11 protein-coding genes are annotated in these 21,274 nt (G+C 41.0%); all 11 read right to left on the bottom strand.

What is annotated here, in order from left to right:
- Window positions 1–4,519 (bottom strand): beta strand repeat-containing protein (locus ACE1EF_RS14670; RefSeq protein WP_375721434.1); only part of this gene is annotated, 4,519 nt, incomplete at its 3' end.
- Window positions 4,520–4,541: 22 nt separating this feature from the next.
- On the bottom strand, window positions 4,542–7,385 hold the full coding sequence (locus ACE1EF_RS14665) for a hypothetical protein (protein WP_375721433.1): 2,844 nt from the start codon (window positions 7,383–7,385) through the stop codon (window positions 4,542–4,544).
- A gap of 25 nt (window positions 7,386–7,410) precedes the next feature.
- On the bottom strand, window positions 7,411–9,729 hold the full coding sequence (locus ACE1EF_RS14660) for a hypothetical protein (RefSeq protein WP_375721432.1): 2,319 nt from the start codon (window positions 9,727–9,729) through the stop codon (window positions 7,411–7,413).
- 22 nt (window positions 9,730–9,751) lie between these two features.
- Window positions 9,752–11,794, bottom strand: coding sequence for a hypothetical protein (locus ACE1EF_RS14655; protein WP_375721431.1), 2,043 nt, complete (start codon window positions 11,792–11,794; stop codon window positions 9,752–9,754).
- Between the two features lie 32 nt (window positions 11,795–11,826).
- Window positions 11,827–12,720 carry a hypothetical protein gene (locus ACE1EF_RS14650; RefSeq protein ID WP_375721430.1) on the bottom strand — a complete coding sequence of 298 codons (894 nt, stop codon included), beginning with the start codon at window positions 12,718–12,720 and terminating at the stop codon, window positions 11,827–11,829.
- Between the two features lie 20 nt (window positions 12,721–12,740).
- The gene (locus ACE1EF_RS14645; RefSeq protein WP_375721429.1) at window positions 12,741–15,527 is read right to left on the bottom strand and encodes an OmpA family protein; all 2,787 of its coding nucleotides are present in this window, start codon (window positions 15,525–15,527) and stop codon (window positions 12,741–12,743) included.
- Between the two features lie 11 nt (window positions 15,528–15,538).
- Entirely contained in the window at window positions 15,539–16,474 is a 936-nt protein-coding gene (locus ACE1EF_RS14640) for a PorP/SprF family type IX secretion system membrane protein (RefSeq protein ID WP_375721428.1), read from the bottom strand.
- A 4-nt stretch (window positions 16,475–16,478) separates the two neighbouring features.
- Window positions 16,479–17,777: a T9SS type B sorting domain-containing protein gene (locus ACE1EF_RS14635; protein WP_375721427.1), complete on the bottom strand. Its 1,299-nt coding sequence runs from the start codon at window positions 17,775–17,777 to the stop codon at window positions 16,479–16,481.
- 210 nt (window positions 17,778–17,987) lie between these two features.
- Complete coding sequence (locus tag ACE1EF_RS14630) at window positions 17,988–19,253, bottom strand: adenylosuccinate synthase (RefSeq protein ID WP_375721426.1); 1,266 nt, start codon at window positions 19,251–19,253, stop codon at window positions 17,988–17,990.
- A gap of 152 nt (window positions 19,254–19,405) precedes the next feature.
- The gene (locus tag ACE1EF_RS14625; RefSeq protein WP_375721425.1) at window positions 19,406–19,861 is read right to left on the bottom strand and encodes a Fur family transcriptional regulator; all 456 of its coding nucleotides are present in this window, start codon (window positions 19,859–19,861) and stop codon (window positions 19,406–19,408) included.
- Window positions 19,862–19,974: 113 nt separating this feature from the next.
- Window positions 19,975–21,186 carry a dicarboxylate/amino acid:cation symporter gene (locus ACE1EF_RS14620; protein WP_375721424.1) on the bottom strand — a complete coding sequence of 404 codons (1,212 nt, stop codon included), beginning with the start codon at window positions 21,184–21,186 and terminating at the stop codon, window positions 19,975–19,977.
- Between the last annotated feature and the right edge of the window lie 88 nt (window positions 21,187–21,274).

Raw genomic sequence — 21,274 nt, 5'->3', positions numbered from 1 at the left:
TTGTTGAACTGTTGGCACTGTAAGCGCCGTTGGCTGCAAGACCGGCACCACTCTGTGTAGCATCCAGTTCTGCCTGTGTTGTGCCTGCACTTGTCGCTACAGCATCAACATAGGTTTTTACAGCACCCGCGGTCACCAGTGAGTCATTATCTGCACCGGCATTCACGGAAGTTGTGATGCCATTGATTCCGGTTCCGCCTACAACAACTGCACCTTTAAAAACTGCACTGTCTGAAACCTCCAGCTGTGTTGTGCTGAGTGAATCGCCAACATATAATTCGTTGATAGAAGAAATTGTATCATTCAGACTAACAACACCGGTATTTGAAATGGCGATATCGCCTGTTATATCATGTGCTTCAGCCTGATCACTGGCATTTCCGACATAAATCTGACCATCAGGTAGTGTGAGGCTGCTCGGGTCAACCGAAAGTGAACTGGCATCCTGCCAGTAGAAGTTACCGTTACCACTGGATGATAAGACCTGTCCTGCTATGCCATTCTGTAGATATCCTGAATTTGCAGCTAACTTTGAAGCCGTTACGTTACCTCTGGCAATGGCCACGGTTCTTACTGAATCCCAGCTGGCTGTTGTTCCGTCGGTTGTTAACATCAGGTTGGCTGAGCCTGCCTGTACCGGAAGTGCATCAAATGCATTCAGATCATTGCGTAAAGCCAGAACTGAATCACTCAGATTATTGATGCTGTCCCTGTAAACCAGTCCGCTGTCCTGCAGGGCACTGATATATGTTGCGTAGTTCAATACTGAATCGTTGTTCACTTTAATGGCTGCATCCAGTAAATCATCTGCATTTACAAGGCTGCTGGCTCCATTGATATAGTTTGCCGTACTGTTGACACTATATGTTCCATTGGCTCCAAGACCGGCACCGGCCTGTGTCGCATCAACTTCGCCCTGAAGGACTGTGTTGTCTGTTCCTGCAGCTGCAACGGCTGCGCTCAGTGCATTGATACTGTCGCGGTAAACCTGATTGCTGTCCGACTGTGAGGCAAAGTAAGCTGCGTAGTTAGCTACCGAGTCTGCATTTACCCTGATGGCTGCATCCAGAAGATCGTCTGCGCCTTTAAGCGTTGTTGCACCACCTATATAACTGGTTGATCCGTTTGCTGTATAGCTGCCATCTGTTCCCAGTCCTGAACCGGCCTGTGTAGCATCCAGTTCTGCCTGCAACGCTGTGCTGTCGGCATCAAGTTGTGCTTCAAAATAGGTACTGTCGGCTGCTATCTTAGCAAGCAACGTTGCCGAACCGGTATTGATTAGACCATCAAAATAGGTACTGTCAATATCCATTTGAGCCTCATAATACATGCTGTCTGCTGTCAGTTTTGCAAACAACAGGGCACGTTGTAAGGCAAGTGTTGCAGCAGCTGATACAGAATCGGAATATATTTTGTTCCAGATTGCAGTACTGTCTGCATTTATTTTTGATAAAAGATCTGAATTACCTGTGTTTATCAAACCGGCTAAATATGCACTGTCAAGATCCATCTGTGATTCAAAGTACAGGCTGTCCTGATCCATCATAGTTTCAAAATAGAGACTATCGCCGGTAAGTTTGGCAAAGAGTAAGGCACGTTGGGCTGATAAGACTGCAACGGTTGCCAGTGAATCAGTATAACGCTTATTCCATATGGCTATGCTGTCTGCATCCAGGGCTGTTTCAAAGTAAATGCTGTCAGCTTTTACTTTATCAAGGATAGAGGTATTCACTGCATTTGCAGCACCATAAACTTTTTCAATTGCTCTCTGAACTGTCGTTGCATCCAGACCAATTGTGTCCTGGAATCCGGTGTAAATTGCGGAATCCGTTCTGGCTACCCAGTTAAATCCATCCCATGTCAGCTGCTGATTTGCAGTTGCGCCCAGTTGACTGATATCAATTCCTGAAATTGATCTGTCACTGATTTTAGCTGATGTAACAGCGTCATCTTTAATTCTTACCTGATCATTTACGACTTCAAGTGTAACATCGTCTGTAGAAACATAAACAGAATCGTTACCAGTATTTTTCTTCAGACCAGCTCCTGCAATACCCGCATCAATTTTTGCTGCGCTTACACCGTCATCGGCAATATCCAGAGCGGTAATTGTTCCGTTTTTAATATCCGATGACGTAACAGAACCATCAATAATACGCACGCTGTCAACAGCATCTGATGCAAGTTTAGCTTTTGTAACGGCGCCGTCCGAAATTGTAAGAACGCCGTTATGATCAATTGAAGCATCGCCACTTAAAGCCTGTGCCTGTGCCAGATCAGAAGCATTACCAATCAGGATATTTGCTGAATCCAGGGTAATATTATTCGGATTCACAGAAAGAGCACTTGCATTCATCCATTCAAAACCACCCAAACCATCTGAACTCAGAACCTGTCCATCAGTACCGTTTCCAAGCGATCCGGATATGGCTTTCATATTCGATGCTCTTACGGCACCATTCATCAGGCGGACGGTATCGTCAATTATAGTAAGGGTTGAATCATCAACGTTAAGCTGTATACTCAAATCGCCACCTTCTCCATTACCCGTTACCTTTAATCCATCTGCTACAAGGTCATTAACCGATCTTACATAATTACCGGTGGTGTTTGTTCCCAGTTCTACGGCATCTTCGGTAATTTCAGTTGTTCCTGAATTGCCAATAACCACGTCTCCGGATAGTTTTACCGCCTGCCAGTTGGTTCCGTCATACACAAGAATTGTACTGTCACCGGCTCCGGTGTAATCAGTCACATCACCAAGGTTATCCATTGTTGTTGAGCTCAACAGACTGCCTATGGTCTTCCATGATCTCGCTCCGGTACTTGTTGATGTGAGAACTTCTCCGTTAGTAGCGGGATTGCCCAATGCATCTTCTTTTGAGTCTATCTCAGCCTGAGCTAAAGGCATGTCATTGATATCAACGTTGACTATACCCTGTTGTCCGTTTACAGAAATTACGTTACCAAATGATATGGGAACCCAAAGGTTACCCGAAACTGAAAGTGAGTCAATATGTTGTCCGTATTCCAGGGTATCGTTCAATCCGTCCTGGTAACCGATAAACATATATGAAGTACTGTTTGTCGTATCAATAGCAATATCGCCACGATATATAATGGTATCAAGGTTTGTGTCCAGAAGCCGGATCTGATACAAATCAGAAACCACGTATGTTGTATTTATTGAAAGTGAAGGGATCACAGCACTACTGATTTTTCCTGTAGAGTAAATCACAGGGTAATCTGCCAGTGTATCCTGCATTTTTCCAGCACTCCACCATTGTGCATATGAAGAACTGTTATCGTTTAACCTTGATAGTATTGAATCATTAATCTGCTTTTTAACGGTATAAAAATTAGCTGCATCAGCACTATCCAGTGGATTTGCCACATTAACGATTTTATTTCCGTTCATATCTACAGTAGCATTGGCAGCAGCCAGATCAGCGATTGAAATGTTAGCCTGATCCAGTTTAGCCAGATTCACACTGTTATTTTCGATGGTAAAGACAGCAGAATCTCCGTTGACTACAGACAGATTCATATCACCACCAACGATCATCTGGGTAGCTTTTGAACTGCTTCCCACAAAAATACTGTCGTTACCCAGGTTAAGATTATCAGGATTAACAGACAGACTGCTCGAATTTAACCATTGAAAGTTTCCGGATCCGTCAGAGGAAAGAACCTGACCGGCAGTACCGTTACTAAGAGCTGTTCCTGAGTTCGATCTCAGTTTTTCAGTCTGTATACTTCCATTATTAATGCTTAAACTGTCATTTTTGAATACGATAGTGTTGCTGTCAACTGCGACTTTAAGATTATGAAGATTATCGAATAACAAACCGGAACCAGCAACAGCATTATTTAATTTGGCACCTGTTACTGCATTGGTTGCAAGTTTATTTGTTGTTACAGCAAAGTTCTGTATGGCTGTATCTGCAATGGCATTCGCTGCAATCAAGGTATCAACCACACTTGCTCTGTCAACATTGGAAAGATCTTTTAAGGCGAAATCACCACCGGATCCCCCGCCTAAATTTACCCAGTTTGTTGACGGCAGAGGTTGGCCCACATAATTGGATAATCCTACAAAATCGGCGGTACAGATATACAGGTTATTCTCGTGTACGGCCAAAAATCCTGCTTTATACGGAAGAAAATTCCGATAAACCGTTGTGGAAATTACTTCCTGCCAGATGTCATCGGTAGGATCTTCCGGATCAAGCCCCAGACTCACCAAAACATAAGTCTTTCCTTCATCGAGAATTACCACGATCATACCAACTTCCCTTTTTGATTTATGTAATCCTGCAATATCGGAACCATCATTAAGCTGGGCCCAACTGTCCAGAACATGGTACCCCCCTTTAATATGATCCTGATCCACAATAGGGAATGTTGAGGATGAAGGTTTCAAGTAGTTTTGAAACACAAACTGTGCACTGGCGGTGCCTGCGCCAACGAACAGTAAACTTAAAACAATAAAAATCTTTCCTAATGCTTTTGCTTTCATAATCTTAAAGCTATCGTTATTCTTATTTTTCTACTACACGGAAGATTGGTGCTGCAGTATTGGAAAATGCTGTAGTACTGTATACCAACCAATAGTTTTTAGTTAAAGATCCAACAGTATAGGTTACCGGTTTTGCCACCACACCTGACTGATCAACCCAATATTTATTTAAATCATCCCACTGATGCAATTCAACAGAACCTGTAGTTCTGGGGATGGCAATACATGCATAAACATCGCCTGAGGTAGTTGTTGAAAATGCAATACCATCACCAACAGATGCCCCGGAGGCAATACCTGCATTCGGTTGCGATCCTTCCCAGTCTTTGTTTAACTGATCACCCCTTGAGGGAGCATCAGGGAAGAAAGCTGATAAATCCACCGCTGTTCCGCTTGCCATGGCATCAATGGCCTGTTTCTGGGTCAGATATACATAACCCCAGAAATGCCGGTCTGTAATGATATATTGTCTGTTTACATTTGTATTTACATTTGAACCAAACACTTCACTTCCAACTCTTAAATCATAACGGTAAGTATAGGTACCCTGGCCTGCAGGTGCGGTAATCGTATGGTTGTATGTACCTGTTGCAGAAGTTGAACCGGTTGCATAGGTTGCACTTGAAGGAAGCTCCTGAACCAACGTAATAGATGTAACTGTATCTTCCTGGGTATTTATGCTCCACGAAAACACCGGTGTTCTATCTGTTCCGTCACCCTCTACGATAACCGGCCCGTTACCGCCGTTAATTCTGAAATATGAAATCGTTAACGGATCTGCATTTTTAAGCAATACCGGGAAAGTCAGGGTATTGACATTTGGATAATCATCTGTCACCGTTAACGTGAAAGTATAGTTATTATCCACTGTTGCAGAAGGTGTTCCAAAATCTGCTTTGTTTACCGTAAACGACCCTGTTATATTGGCATTTGCGTTGTTGATGTTATCGGTCTGATTAAATGACCCCGGAGATGAAGCCAAATTTACAGTCGCAATATTCGTTGTTGTAATATTGGCATCAAGTGCGCTCCTGTTATCAACATCATAATTCAAGGCAAGAGTAAATGCACTATTCTTCCATGTTGCATAAGGGATTTGCAGTGCTGGACTGATGGTTTCAGTTAATGCCCCGTTAGGATCTCCACCCGAAGCCGTTTCATAAGAACGGTACGTTGCATTATAGCGAAAATCGGAAATCTGCGGTTCAGGAACCGGGAAGAAGACCTTTTTCAGGAAATCCACCACATTGTCCGCGTTCAGATCCTGACCTGAAACACCGGACCATCCTGCACGGGTAATCGGGTTCAGTCCGTCAGGAAATGCAGAAGCATTGTTCTTAACATATCCTGCAGTAACCAATGTATTATCCTGTACCGAATCAGAAACAGTATCCCCTGTTTTGGCGATGCTGAAAATGGTATCACCATCCATATATAAGGTATCGATCTCTGCCCGGTCAGCAACAAGGGTATCAGCTTTTAATTCTGCGATATATGCCGTGTCTGCCATCAGAGTATCAAGGTTGGCCTGGTTGATATATCCTACATTAGCTCTTAACGTATCTGTTGTTGTGCTACCGGAGAGTTTTGCGATCTCACTGTCCACATATGTTTTAACAGCAAGCTGAGTTGACAGGCTGTCATTGCTGGCGGCAATTCCGCCAAGATTCACATCCGTTGAAATGCCGGTAATGGTATCACCGCTTAATGTTAACTGCTGAACAGCAAGGGTATCTGCCACAACTGTGCCGTCAGGATTAATAACCATGGCGGTATCGCCGTTTACTGTAAATACAAGTGAGTCGTTTTCGTTGACCACAATTTTTGTCGCACTGTTAAGCGGGTTCTCAATAGAATTCTGGCTCAGGTTACTAAACTGATCGTTCACGTAAACCATAACAGAATCGATACGGTTCTGAACAGCAAATTCTGTTATCAGTGCGGTTGAATCAGCAGAGGTAAATAATGTATCATTTGAAACAGATCCTACCCAATAACCATTCAGGGTAAAATAATTTACACTTACCTTATTAATAGAAGCTGTATCAATGGTGGAATACAATGCAATCAACGTATCTACATTAATAGAATCAGAAACCAGTGTATTATTTAACAGTCTTGAAATAAAAGCGGTATCTGCAGTCAGTGTATCCACGCTCAGATTAGAGATATTGGCATTATTACTCAGGTTTGCCAATTCGTTCTGTACATAAGTTTTTATTGCCAGTTGTGTTACCAGACTGTCGTTGCTGGCATTGGCAAATGTTTCGTCGGTTGATATTCCAAGAATCTGAACACCGGATAAGTTCAGATAATCGGCATACAATGAATCTGTTTTTACCTTATCCATAAGGAACAAAGTGTCACCTGTATTGGAATAAATAGTATCGATGAATGATGTGGAGATGAAAATTGTATCGATACCAGGACCATCAGGATCTTTTAAACCCAGGGAAACTTCAACCCAGGGATTAAGACTGTATTTGCTCATGAACTGGCTCACCATATGAACAGAATATTCATCATATGTATTCCAGATCTTACCCCCGTCGCTGTAGTCAGCCGGATTTTCGGAAGGCAGAAACATGTATGTTTTTGTCTGATCCCCGACCTGAACATCATTGGCATCAATAACAACGACCATTAAACCTCTTTTGGTACGGTTCATAAAAATTGAATCCCTTTGTTCCAGGTTATCAACCATCATGAAACCCCCTTTCAGTTCGTTCACATCAACCAAACCAAAAGTACCTCCCGGGCTCATCGATTGCGACAGCTTAATCTGGCCATTCGTTAAGGCCGGCAAAAAGACTAACCCTATAAAGAGCAGACATTTTGTTATTAATCCGGTTTTAAAAGTTTTCATCTCCAAAATATTTTTATTTCAACTATTAATTTTCAATTATTCTTGCCTGCACAGTTCCTCCATCGCTGGTATTAGCAGTTCCTGAATTAATATAAACCACATAATACGAAACAGTAGCACCGTTTGTAGTTATGTCATACACAACCTGACCTGTGGTTACATCACTCCATACCCCGAGGTCATAAGTCTGAATTTTATATGATTTTCCTGTTGACTCTTTGGAAACAGGTAAGGCAAAGCACAGATAAGCCGTTTCTCCGGTTCCGTTTGCTAATGTCACACCATTTGTGGTTTTAAACTGGTAATTCATCAAACAGCTTGCATTTGAGAACGCTGCTATTGTTGCACCCTGATTTGAAATATCAAGACGCTGTGCGTTTGTCAGGTAACCAACATAACCTCTGTCGGCCAGTTGAATTGTTGGCGAACGCTGTTCTGCACTTGCAGTGTTATAAATATTGCCGCGAACCTGAACTCCTAACTGAACAACACTCAGGTTTGTGTTAGCCACATCAATGGTTGTTGTTCTTGCCACACCGTTTCCGGTAATTGTAAGACCTGTTTCATTGGTTGGTGCAGTAATACCTCCGTAAGGAGTATAAACAACATCGGTAACCGTTTCATCTCTTGCATCCACATTGTAAGAAACTGTAAATGTCTGGGTTGCACCGTTCCGTTCAATCAGATATGGATTACTCCCTTCCGATGCCGGATGTGTAATTGTTATGTTGTTCTGAACCAGCGACTGAAGAGCAGCACTTGTATTTAAAATCCAGCTGATTGAGCTCATGTTAGGATAAGCATCATAAGCTTTTACTTCAAGATTATTGGTGCTGGTTCCGGTAGCATTGACATTTAAGTCCGCTTTATTCAGTGTAAGTGTTCCGGAGTTATTTGAATTCAGGTTCCCAACAGCAACCACTCCCTGTCTAACACCGTTCAGTAACCATACAATACTATCAAGAGCAGTATCGTCACTTTCGTCATTCACACTTCTGTTATATACATTGTAACCCAGGGTATAGTTGGTGGCCCCATTCCAGTTACTGTAGGGTACGGTTGCTGTTCCAACATGGTTCGTAACCACTTTAGAAACGGCATCTTCGGTCTGGTAGGAATACAATGCAGTATTGCTTTCACCATTGATTCCAAAAAACTGAATCAGGGGAGAGGAAACAGGAAAGAAGAGTTTTTTAAGAAAGTCTTCCAGATTATCCACATTCATCTGTGCCCCTGTAACGCCATCCCAACCGGCGCGGGTAATGGTTTTGGTTCCGAATGCAAAATTGATATTGTTACCACCCTCAACGATCATGCTGTCTACCGTAGCCAGTGAAGTCACCGCTTTGGCGGAATCAGCTTCATTTGCAAAAGTTTCACCCTTATCTGCTACAGCATTTAAAGAATCGCCATTAATAATCAGGTTGGAGTTATTGAAGGTGACATTACGGTTCTGATCCACCACTATAGCTGTATCGTTAGCTACACGTACAATAACAGAATCTCCGTCCGTAACTTTTACCATGGATTCTCCATCCTGTGTATCTTCAATCATATTCTGGCTCAGAGCGGAAAACTGTCCGTTTACGTACGCCAGAACAGAATCGATCCTTGTCTGAACCGAGTATTCTGTAATCAGCTTTAACGAGTCTGCACCCGTTAAGGTTGAGTCATTTGAAATATCTGTGATATATCTGTTATTCAGAGAAAAATAGTTAACAGCCAAACCATTAATGAATGCCGTATCAACAACAATTGTATCAAAAACGCCATACTGCTTCAGGTCCGTCATCAAAGAATCAACATATAATGAAACCGCCAGCTGTGAAGGGAAAAGAGAATCTGTTGCATTTGCAAAGCTGGGATCTGTACTAAACCCTCTTATTGTATCGCCATCAAAAATCAGTGCTTTGACAGATACAGTATCAATCTGGCTTACACCGGCTACCGGGCGAATACTGACTTCCACCCAGTTTTCAGGAGCCACAACATCGTTTTGATTCGCTGCGGGAATATCAAATGGCGATGTGTAATTCCAGGTTCCGGCTGCGGGAAGGAACATGAAAGAACGTGTATCGATACCATTTGCATTTATTCCATCGTAGTCATAAACGATTACTACCATGCCTTTTTTTACAAACTGCACATCAATGTTTAATAAAGCATTGTAATCTGCAACCTGCATAAAACCACCATAGAGGTTATTGACATCAATAAGCCCCCATGAGTCACCGGGTTGTAACTGGTCAGGCATTACCACCTGTGCATTTCCGTTTAAAGAAAACAGGATGACGAATATGGCTGTAAATAACCGCAGCTTATTCTTTAAATTCATTTGTTTCATGATCGTCATTCGTTTATGATTATTATTGTAATTTTACTTTGATGTTACCTCCGTTAGCAACAGAAGCCTTGTAAACACACACCCAGTACCATGATCCGTTTCCTCCACCTGATGGAATTAACTTCACAAAATAGGTATTGACGTTACCGTTGATATACCAGGTACCGGCAGCTTCGTAAAAAGGTGTTGGTGCTGCAAACGTTGTTGGTGCCGGTTGAGCGCCATCCACATAGGTAGGAATAGCCCAGGCAAAGAAACCAGAACCTCCGGTTCCGTTCGTTAAGGTTATACCGTTAAGTGGCTCATAGTATTGTGAATTGTTCATGCGCTTGTCCTGTAAACCTTCAACCTGTGCTTCGGTTGGCAGTACATCTGATGGTAGAAATCCGGCATAACTTCCGTCCATCAACTGGTAATACACAGTGTTGGTATACGGACTGAAATCGTTAGCCACAGCACCACGGGCACGTACCCTGTAACGGAAAGCTGTTAAATGATCGTTTGGTATGATCAGGTTTTCACGTTGTGTGGTAATATTCGTTCCTGAAATCGTAGCCGGTGTGGATGGCCCGCCATTTGTTTCAAATTCAACATCAGTAATCTGACCTGCATCATCTCTTTCATTAAAAGTCCAGTAAAGATCCAGGTCAATATCAGCACCGGTACGCTCAACTAAATAGGGTGTAGCCACCGCACCGTTACCTTCTGCTGTTGTATACCTGGCAGTTGCTCCGTTAGCTGTTACTTCCGCAGAATTTACCAGTACACCCAAAGCAGGCTGAAAGCTTACATTCAGGTTCAGTGGAACAGCATTGGGGTATGCATCGTAAACCGTTAATGTTAATACATTCGTACTTATACTGTTTGTATCAACTACAAATGCATTGCGGTCAAAATTAAATGAACCTGTCACTGTAGCATCCAGCACACCATGGACATTCTGATCCAGACGGGTAGAACCACTATAGATAACCACGCTGTCAATCGGTGTATCTTCACTGGAATCTGTTGGACGTACACTTCTGTTTTCCACTTCATAATTAAAATCAAAACCATTCACACTCCAGGTTGAAAAAGGAACATTTATTGATCCCACCACATCGGCTAATAATCCCTGTGCATCCTCATTCTGGTATGAATAGTTGCCGGCAGTCACCACTCCATTGTAATTGTATGACAGGATTTTGGGACTGGTCACCGGGAAAAATATTTTCTTCAGAAAATCCTCCAGGTTATTGACATCCATCGATTGTCCGGTTACACCGGGTAAACCGGTACGTGTAACAGGTTTGGCTCCGTAAAGGAATGCCACTTCGTTACCACCTTCTTTAATGGCTTTATGAGTATATCCGACTGAACTTAACGTAGTGCTGTTCAGTGTATCTCCTTCAGTCCAGTCAGAAATCACAGCGATATCAGCTGCAGTATCCTGACCTAAAAACAAAGTATCTGCCAGGTAAAAATTGCTCCATCGTTCAAGTGCTGAACCCAGATCCAGCGTATCGGTCTGATTCGGCGTTAAATCCTGATTAATCGCAACATCCTCAAGATTACCGAGATTCTTCAAAGCAAAATCCAGATCTGTGGAATCCAGACCACCAAGGTTGGCCCATGATGCTTTCCAGTTGGTATCAACCAATGGTTCCACTCCTGACACTGTATCTTTTGCAATAAACAGGTTTCCGTTATGCAATATGGGTTGACCCGGAATATAATTAACACCTGACTGCCAGCTTGTTATAATAAATACTTCTCGCCAGCTATCCGGTAAAAGCAATTGGAAAAACCGTGAATTTCCGGTTCCGTCAGTGACCACCACTACCATTCCTTCCTCCCTGAAATTTGGTAAAATCAGGGCATTCAGTGTGTCGTTCACTTCAGATGCTGCCAGACCATCAAGATCGATCTGTAAGGTCTGTAAACCACCTTTTGCCTCGTTCACATAAATTACCGGTAAATCACTCCACGCCTGCTTACGGAGTGTAGTATTTAAATAGGTTTCCTGAGCGAAAGTTGCGAATGTCGACAGGAGAAAAAGGAGCAATAAAACGCTACATTTTTTCATGATATACTTATTTCATTAATCTTCTAAATTCTTTACTTAACTGCTGTTAATACCAGATCGGGACCGGTATATGTGGTCGGTATCCGAACATATAATGACCATGCCTGGTATTGTACGCCATCGATAACCACCAACTGTTTTGAAATACCGTCAAAAACCGCATTTCCATTCAGATAAAATTCCGGTCTTCCCCATACGGATGGGAAAGCAAGTACATAATATCCGTCATATGGTTTTGCAATGGCATAACCGGAACCGCTGAAATTATCGGACCCGGTTGCTACTTCTTTATCTGAGGTGAAATCTGCAGAATTCAGTGAATTAACCCCATCATCCTGAAACCAGTAAACAGCATAACCTGAAGCTCTTGGACGAATTGTAACTCCAACCCAGGTATCAGCAACCCCGTCACCGTTTGTATCTGACCAGACAAATGTCTCCCGGTATCCTTCACCGTTATCTTCCACTACCGTTACATCACCATTATTATCTCCGCTGGCATTGAGCTGACTCATTGAATCCACCATTTCAGCTCTGGGCAATCGTGATTCCAGTGTATCAATCAATAAGGTTCCTAAACTATCCAGTGATTCTTCCAGGCGTATACGCAGAGTATCCATCTGACTGGTTAAAAGAACGATGTCCCTGTTGGCACTCATCTTTTCCCATTCAGCACCGTTATAAAAAAAGTATGTGCTATCCGTTGTATCAAAAACCAGCAAACTCAAAGCAGATTCATCGGGATTGATAGCCAGACGCTCTTCGGTTGTCATTCTTGGAACCAGCAAACCACTGTTTGTGGAGTAAATCTCAAGTTTTGCATACTTATTGGGAGTTCCTTCTTTTTTCCCGATTAAAACACCTTCCTGACCGAAAGCAGTTAAAACAGGTAGCAATGCAAACAATATAAAAACCAGCCGTTTCATATATCTTCTTTTTCTGTTATTCAATTATTAATAGGTATTATCAGTCTGGATCTTGCTTTAATCTGCTCACCATCCTTCAATTTATTAATGCGTTTCAATTCATCTGCACTCACATTAAACTTGTCAGCAATAACCTGAACATCCACGTCTTTTGGTACGTAATACAGTGTTTTAACCCTTACATCAAATACCATATCTTTTAATGCTTCACTATGCTCTTTCACGAAAATCACTTCCTTACTCAGCAGGTAATCCCTTTTTCCCAAATGGTTTATCTGTTTCAGAGCTGATGTATCCAGACTATGATTCATCGCTACTCTGAATAAGCCCTCATTGTTTTTCACGCGGTAAAGGTAATCCACATCAGGATGCTGTTCCAGATAGAGATCCATCAGGTTTGTCAACAGTTCTTCCCGGGGTTTACTTGTAATTTTAAACCGCACTTTTAATCCTTTATTTGGTTCAGCCCACTGTGCTTTCAGATCCACTCTTCTGTTTTCAAGCCCTTTTTCTATATCAAATGTTTTTACTGTCGGGAAGTATTTACCATTTGCTTCCAGCAGAATGCTCTGGTCTGATAAACCGAGTGTTTCTGTCATGAACTCATAAGCCTGATATGCGCGGTATGCTGATATTACAAGGTTATAGGATTCATTTCCCCGGAGTCCGGCATTACCGGATATTACAAGTTTCATTGCCTTTTTAGCCTTCAGGTATTCTGCCACCATCATCAGGTTTTGCTTGGCTTCGTCAGACAGGCTGCTGCTGTTCAGGTCGAAATAAAGGCTTGCAAATCCGGAAGTTTCTGTAACCGGTAAGCCCTGATCGCCTTTTCCGAAGAACTGAGATGCATCAGCTGTTACAATGGTTTTATCATCGTTTAATGCTACAGCATCATTCGGTAAAGATACCGGTTTACCATCGGCTCCCAGAACCGGGTATCCATTATTATCAAGCAATGTGTGACCATCTTTTCCTACAGCGTATGTCCCGTCAGAAAGGATAATCGGATTGCCATTAATATCATTTACAGGTTTTCCGTTTTCATCAAGCAACACTAAATTACCGGCACTCAAATAAGATGGATCAATAACAGAATCGAAAAAGTCTGATGCATCAGCGGTTATCAGATTTCCGGACTCATTATATGCCACAGCACCTTCAAATGTTCTGATCGGTTTTCCATCATATCCGAGAATCTTATTCCCATTTGCATCAACAACAGTTTTTCCGTCTTCACCTAATTTATAAACTCCATTGGGCACTATTAACGGGAAACCACTTTCATCAAGCAAAGGCTCTCCGTTTCCATCCAGTAAAACAAACAGTTCTGAAGCATCAGCAACGCTGGTTTCAGAACCATTTTTAGATCCGTTATCCTTTACTTTATCTTTTAACAAACTGTTTTCTGATGCAAGCAATTGCCGTTGTTCATCCGTCAGTTTTTTTCCGGGAGGCAACAAACTGATTTTAAAAGACAGTGCTTCACCCGAAACATCATCATGCGGAACGTTCATCGCCAGATTTCCCATGGATAAATCCCTGTCAGAAAAGAATAACATCTGTTCAGGATTATTCCTGTTTCCTACAATACAATAATCATCGCTGTTTGAGTTGATCGGTTGTAACAGGTTTCTTGGTATTCTGTTTTTTGAGTTCAAATCGACCCAGTAAATATCGTAACCACCAAAACCAAGCAGACCGTTAGATGAATAAATCATAACGGTATCATTCTGCATATAAGGAAAAATCTCATTATCTGCACTGTTAATGGTAGGCCCCAGGTTTACTGGCTTTTTAAAGTTTGCACCTGAACCTTCGGCAAAATAGATATCGTAACCTCCATAACCACCCGGATTATTCGATACGAAATATATGCCTTTCCCATCAGGGGAATAGGCCGGTTGCATGGTATTAAAGTCTTCGGAATTAAAATTCAGTGGTCCCTGATCAACCCAGTCCTTTCCAATTTTTTTGGCGAAATAGATCATATACCGATCCTTACCCTTTTTATACACATTACGCGTATAGTACATTTGAGTATTATCTTTACTGAATGTCAGAGCGCCTTCGTTTTCAAGCGAGGCAATATCTTTTGCAAATAATTTTCTGCTTTCAAAATCATCGTTGAGCGAAGCAATATAAAGATCCGTGTTTGTTCTCTGGTAATCCTGAAGAATCTGGTTATATTCATTGGCCTCCTCCTGCAATCTGTCCGGTTTTTTATAATTTGTATATGAAGCAAAAACCAGACTGTCATTATAAAATGCAGCACCAAAACGAGGTACATCAATAACAAGTTTATTGGATCCTAAAGCCACGTCAACAATAGAATCTCTTCCCAGTGTTGAGGAATAATTATACATGTTGTCGATGGCCCAGCCGGCTTTCTCTTTGATCCGGTCAAGAATTACCGGATACTTCGTATCATTGAGGTCTTCATCTGCTTTATTAATAAATGCAATGGCTTCATCGTAGCGACCACCGTTATAAAGTGATGTAGCATAGTCCACAATTACTTTATTGGGAATATCATTCATGTTTCTGCTATCAAGAACCTTCTGGTAGCAAATCATTGCACTGTCAACCTTATCTTCAGCATCGTATACGTAACCTTTTACAAGATAGTAATCCGTTATATACGATTCTGAGTTCTCCAGGTCAATACGGTTAAGTATTGCTTTTGCTTTTTCTACATTCCCTTTTTCAACGTACTTCATTGCACGTTGTACATATTTCTCCTGAGCCTGGGCAACAGTTATGAATAATACTATGTAAAGAAAAAAAGTAAAGGTCTTTTTTCCCATGCTACTCAAATTTAAAATTCATTAAATCGTTTTTTCCTGCTGTTCATATAGCGGTATTTGCTGAATCCCCTGTATTCCAGTCTGAATTCAAAACTACCGTAGGTATAGCGTTTTAGTTGCGATAACTGAATATCATAACTCATACCGATACGCAGAGTCTCCGTAAGCTTGACATCCATAATCACAGACTGAGACTCAAGATAACGGTGACTTGTCCCTACCCAGAAAAGATCTTTATACATAAGGTATAATCCGAGTTCTCCGATGTTACGGTCGCGGTATAACCACTTGTACATCATCGTCTCTTTTAAATACCAGTCTAAACCTATATTCTGAGTTAAACCAGCCATAAGGTAGCTGCCCTGGTAAAAATCCTGTGCAACAAACTTATTCTGGTTGATCATCATAAACGAACTGATTCCGGCATAAAACTTAGGATTGTAATAGATTATACCGGTTCCGAATGTGGGATTAAAAAAACTGTACTGATCAATTGCCGCATACCCCATACCACCGATGCTGGTTGCATCGATATCGTAATAACTAATCAGTTTATCCCTGTCAAAAAAGCTGTATTCGCCACCAGCCTGTAAGCCGAAAGCAAGGAAATCTGTTTCATTAACCCTTAAATCAACATTAAAAGTGGCTGCCAGATTACTGAGGTTCATATTTCCTGAACTGACATTTATCCCCTGTATTCCGACTCCCAGTTTATAATTACTAAGCGGTGAATAGGCTGTAAATCCCATTGTTTTTGGCGCACCGTCCATCCCGGCCCACTGGGAGCGGTACATCATTTTACCGGAAAGGGATCCTTCAAATGCCGAATATGCAGGATTTACAAACTCAAGTGTTTTAAATACCTGTGTAAACTGCAGTGGAGTCTGGGCAAGAGATCCTAGCAGGCTGCAAATGACAAGTGATATGGTTAATAGTAGTTTCTTCATTACACTAGTAGACTCTTTTCACGTCGATAAACGACTGGATGACCCCCGGCTTTCCATTCCGGTTAAATTTAAAGATGTAGTAATAAGTACCATCTTTAAAGTCTTTCATGTCGAGATCGTTATTGTAAGGTTTCGCGTTAAATATCTCCCTTCCCATCGCGTTGTAAACAATAAGCTCTGTGCTTTCATACCTTTCTATAGATGGAATGATGAATCTGGTTTCTCTGTCTCCTCCCGGAGAGATAAAGTTGATGAGTTTGGTTATATCGGCTACAGCAATTGTATAGTAACCCATTTTATTCGTACCAGTCAACTGTGCTGAATCTGATTCTGCCAATCGTGGCAATGATCCGGGAAGTGCAAATTTACCTTCAAGTGTCCAGTCATCTTCATAGCCTTTCGGATCACGGTTATAAACCAAACCGAACATATTGGTTTCAAACTGTGGCTTCTCAATATAATCGAAAATAAACGCTGTAATATCCATCGTGCCTGATGAAGGATTGGCATTACCGGTAATTTTCCAGGCTCCGGTTTGGTTTAATGCGTTAAAGTTATATAAGGCTTGCTGTATGTCAACTTTTCCGGTTAAAGGAACAAGGTCGCTAAACGTTACATCAAGGTACTCCACCCCTTCCATGCTATTTGCAATCCTTACCGGATAATAGGTATTGGTCAGTCCAACAGGAAAATGGTAACCAGTACCTGATGTAATATGTCTTCTCAGATTTCCTTCAATATAAGACTGGTTTGCCATACTGGCAAAATTTGCAACATGGATAGAACTGCTGTCCCTGCTGCTTATTTCAATGTGGTTGTTATCACCGGTTACAACATGACCCGATTCAAGGTAGAGCCTGTTGCGAACATTCAGATTACTTTCCAGGAAAAGATTTGAACCTTCTGTTTTATTCAACCATAAATTATAAAATGCGTTTTCAAAATCACCTCCGGTATAGAAATCGGCATTACCACTAAAATAGTAATTACCGTTACCTGTGAAGAAATTATCCGATGAATAATTATAAACAGACTGGTAATCGTCATTGATATCAAACACCAGCGAACCCTGATTTTCTATCACGGCACCGTTAATTCCAGTCAATGACCCATGGGTAGTAAGCTGTTCCAATGTGTCAATAAAAATCCTGACGTCACCATAAATGATAATATCTGACGATTCCTGACTAACATTGGACTGAGAAAAAGTATTAATTGAAGGAATAAATGTCAAAAGCAACCCAATCAATACGACCTTTCTGTACCCACTGAATATGTAAAATCTGCGCGTAAAATCCTGCATACTACAAATTTCAATTCTCAATTTTCAGTGGCCAACAAACAAACTGTAAACATTTGTTAAAAATGCTCTGGGACAAAAGTATAACTATTTTATGGATTGAATGTTATAATTTTGTTAATATTTTCAATTTAATGCGGTATTTGTTAATCGAAGGTTAACAGCGATTTGTGCTTTTATTAATAATGATTTTAAATAAAAACTCTCAATTCACTATCGTACAATTGTTTGACTCCTGTCGGGCCCTACCGAAACAATGTTAATTGGTACCCCAACGTAATTTTCTATGAACGTCAGATATTCCTGAAATTGAAGAGGAAATTGTGATTCTTCCGTCATTTTGGTCATATCGGTTTGCCAACCGTTAAAATTCTTAAAAACAGGTTTTACATCATCAGTAAGTTCATAGGGAAAGTGTTTGATCTCCTGGTTGTCCTGCTCATAGGCTACAGCAATCTTTATATTCTCAAAAGCATCCATTACATCACTCTTCATCATGATAAGCTGTGTTACACCGTTAATCATAACACTATACCTGAGTGCAACAAGATCGAGCCAGCCACAGCGTCTTGGTCTTCCGGTTGTTGCACCGTATTCGTGGCCTTTGTCACGTAACATCTGTCCTGTTTCATCAAACAATTCAGTAGGAAATGGTCCGCTTCCAACCCGGGTACAGTATGCCTTAAAAATACCGAAAACCTCTCCGATCTTATTCGGAGCTACGCCCAGCCCTGTACAAGCACCTGCACAGACCGTATTTGAAGACGTTACAAACGGATAGGAACCAAAATCAATATCAAGAAGAGTTCCCTGGGCTCCTTCAGCCAAAACAGATTTTTTCAACAAGATATTATCATTAATAAACTGCTCACTGTCAACTACATTGCAAGCACTTATCAACTCAATCCCCTTCCTCCATTCGGCTTCATATTTTTCAAGCTCAGAACTATAATCGTATAAGTACGTTTTTAAAATTTCAATATGACGTTGTTTTAAACGGCTGTATTTCTCTTCGAAGTTGATAAAAATATCACCTACGCGGAGTCCGTTTCTGCTAACCTTGTCTGTATAAGTCGGGCCTATACCTTTAAGTGTGGAACCGATCTTGTCCTTCCCCTTTGCTTTTTCGTACGCGGCATCAAGAAGCCTGTGGGTAGGCAGAATAAGATGTGCCTTTTTTGAAATGAAAAGTTTTGATTTAATTTCGTGTCCATTTGCCTTTAGCTCATCAATTTCCTGCTTAAAAATTGCAGGATCAATCACGACACCATTACCAATAATATTGACCTTGTCTCCCTGAAAAATTCCGGAAGGGATCGTATGCAACACATATTTTCTGTGATCAAATTCAAGCGTATGACCTGCATTAGGTCCTCCCTGAAAACGTGCAACGATATCGTATTTGGGCGTTAAAACATCAACTACCTTACCTTTACCTTCATCACCCCATTGCAGACCTAAAAGAACATCAACTTTCATTATACTTTTCGTTTTTTATATTTATCAAACAACAAAAAATGGAAGACATCCGCAAAAGACATAATCATCCCGTGAGATGCCGCTTCGACTCTCAAAAATAGAATAAATCAATGAGATGGTGGATAAAAGAAATGAATAATTGCTAACAATTATCAACTTTTCCCGGCACAGTCTTTACACAGCCCGTAAATATAAAGCGAGTAGTGTGAAACCTGAAAATCGTCAATCGATCTGTTTGTAATTTGTTTCTGCAGTTCAGGATCCTTCAGTTCTTTTATAGATCCGCAATTTGTACAGATTAAATGGTCATGAGGATCAATATTATAGGCCTTTTCATATTGAGCCATATTCTTCCCAAACTGGTGCTTGACAACGAGTTTACAATCCAGCAGTAAATCAATTGTATTGTAAAGCGTTGCTCTGCTAACCCGGTAATTTTTGTTCTTCATGTAAATATAGAGCGACTCAATATCAAAATGGCCTTCATGAGAATACACCTTATCCAAAATAGCATATCTCTCAGGTGTTTTACGATGACCTTTTTTCTTAAGATATTCAGTAAAGATCTGTTTTACAGCGTCCTTTGTCTTTACTTCTTTACTATTCATTTTTAAACTGAATTAAATTAATGGACAAAAGTAACGATTTTTAAAGCAAATTGTAACCCTGAGTAATGAATTTTTTAAACAAAGTTGTTTTAAAACAGACTAATTCAATAAAATTAATACTTTAATTTTTCGCCTTCACTCTTCGCAATCGTGACAGCACCACAGGAATCACTCCATACATTAACGGTTGTTCTCAGCATATCCAGCGGGCGGTCAACGGCTAAAATTAAACCAACGGCTTCAAGGGGCAATCCCAGATAGGAAAGAATAATGGTGATCGTCACAAGTCCTGCCATCGGTATACCGGCTGCACCGATAGATGCCAGGAGAGATAATAACACAATCATCACCTGATTAACGATACTCAGTTCCATGCCGTATATCTGGGCAATAAATATAACTGCCACACATTCATATAGTGCCGTTCCATCCATGTTTATTGTAGCTCCCAGCGGCAGTGTAAATGAAGATATTTTTTGCGAAACTCCACCGTTATTCTCAACAGCTTCCATGGTTAATGGCAGTGTAGCACTGGAACTGCTGGTAGAGAATGCGGTCAGTAAGGGTGTTGACATTGCCCTGAAATGTTTAAAGGGATTAACCCTGCCTACAAAATAGGTAATCAACAATAAGGTTACAGTGCCATGAATCACCAGGGCAATCAAAACGGTAAGAAAATAACTTCCTAATCCTGTTGCCACATCCATAATATTTTTTTGATCAGCGACAACACCAGCTACGAGCCCCAGTATGCCCAGCGGTGTAAAGCGTATAATAAACATCGTGATCTTCATCATAACCTCAAACACTCCATTCACGACCTTAAGAGTGGGCTCCCGGTATTCTGCTTTAATTTTTGTGAGAAAGAATCCAAACAACAGCGCAAAAAATATTATTCCAAGCATATCACCACTGGCAAAGGATTGAAAAATATTCTCAGGTATAATTTTTATAAGGGTCTGTCCAATTGAATCATGCTGATTCAGAATAGAATTTACAGATGAATTCAGTTCAATCCCTGAATCCACGCCGGGTTTAATTATATTTACCAAAAACAACCCGGTAACAATGGCAATGGTACTGGTTAAAAGATAGTACCCCATGGTCTTTCCACCTACTCTTCCCAGATTAGCCGAATTTCCGATACCAGCCACACCGGTGATAATTGATGAAAGGATCAGGGGAATGATCACCATTTTCAAACCTCTTAAAAAAACATCCCCCATCCATGAGATGTAGGAAACCTGTTCCGGTAAAAAAATACCAAAAAGAATTGCAAGCACAAGTGCAATTAAAATCTGCCAGTGTAAAGCAAGTTTCTTCATTGTGTTTATTTGAACTCAAAAATAATAACTTTATACCGGAATCCCTTAATATTGTCTAACTGCTGAAATAGATCATTTAATTTTTTGG

It is taken from the genome of Quyinboa sediminis, from assembly GCF_042219855.1.
In the GTDB taxonomy this organism is placed as follows: Bacteria; Bacteroidota; Bacteroidia; order Bacteroidales; family UBA5342; genus JBHJHP01.
This window is presented reverse-complemented; position numbering and strand designations above follow the sequence as displayed.

Bases quoted from the DNA above. Each gene is read 5' to 3' on its own strand.
- ACE1EF_RS14655 (WP_375721431.1), bottom strand. From the start codon at position 11,794: ATGAAAAAATGTAGCGTTTTATTGCTCCTTTTTCTCCTGTCGACATTC.
- ACE1EF_RS14640 (WP_375721428.1), bottom strand. From the start codon at position 16,474: ATGAAGAAACTACTATTAACCATATCACTTGTCATTTGCAGCCTGCTA.
- ACE1EF_RS14620 (WP_375721424.1), bottom strand. From the start codon at position 21,186: ATGAAGAAACTTGCTTTACACTGGCAGATTTTAATTGCACTTGTGCTT.
- ACE1EF_RS14625 (WP_375721425.1), bottom strand. From the start codon at position 19,861: ATGAATAGTAAAGAAGTAAAGACAAAGGACGCTGTAAAACAGATCTTT.
- ACE1EF_RS14645 (WP_375721429.1), bottom strand. From the start codon at position 15,527: ATGGGAAAAAAGACCTTTACTTTTTTTCTTTACATAGTATTATTCATA.
- ACE1EF_RS14665 (WP_375721433.1), bottom strand. From the start codon at position 7,385: ATGAAAACTTTTAAAACCGGATTAATAACAAAATGTCTGCTCTTTATA.
- ACE1EF_RS14650 (WP_375721430.1), bottom strand. From the start codon at position 12,720: ATGAAACGGCTGGTTTTTATATTGTTTGCATTGCTACCTGTTTTAACT.
- ACE1EF_RS14630 (WP_375721426.1), bottom strand. From the start codon at position 19,253: ATGAAAGTTGATGTTCTTTTAGGTCTGCAATGGGGTGATGAAGGTAAA.
- ACE1EF_RS14635 (WP_375721427.1), bottom strand. From the start codon at position 17,777: ATGCAGGATTTTACGCGCAGATTTTACATATTCAGTGGGTACAGAAAG.
- ACE1EF_RS14660 (WP_375721432.1), bottom strand. From the start codon at position 9,729: ATGAAACAAATGAATTTAAAGAATAAGCTGCGGTTATTTACAGCCATA.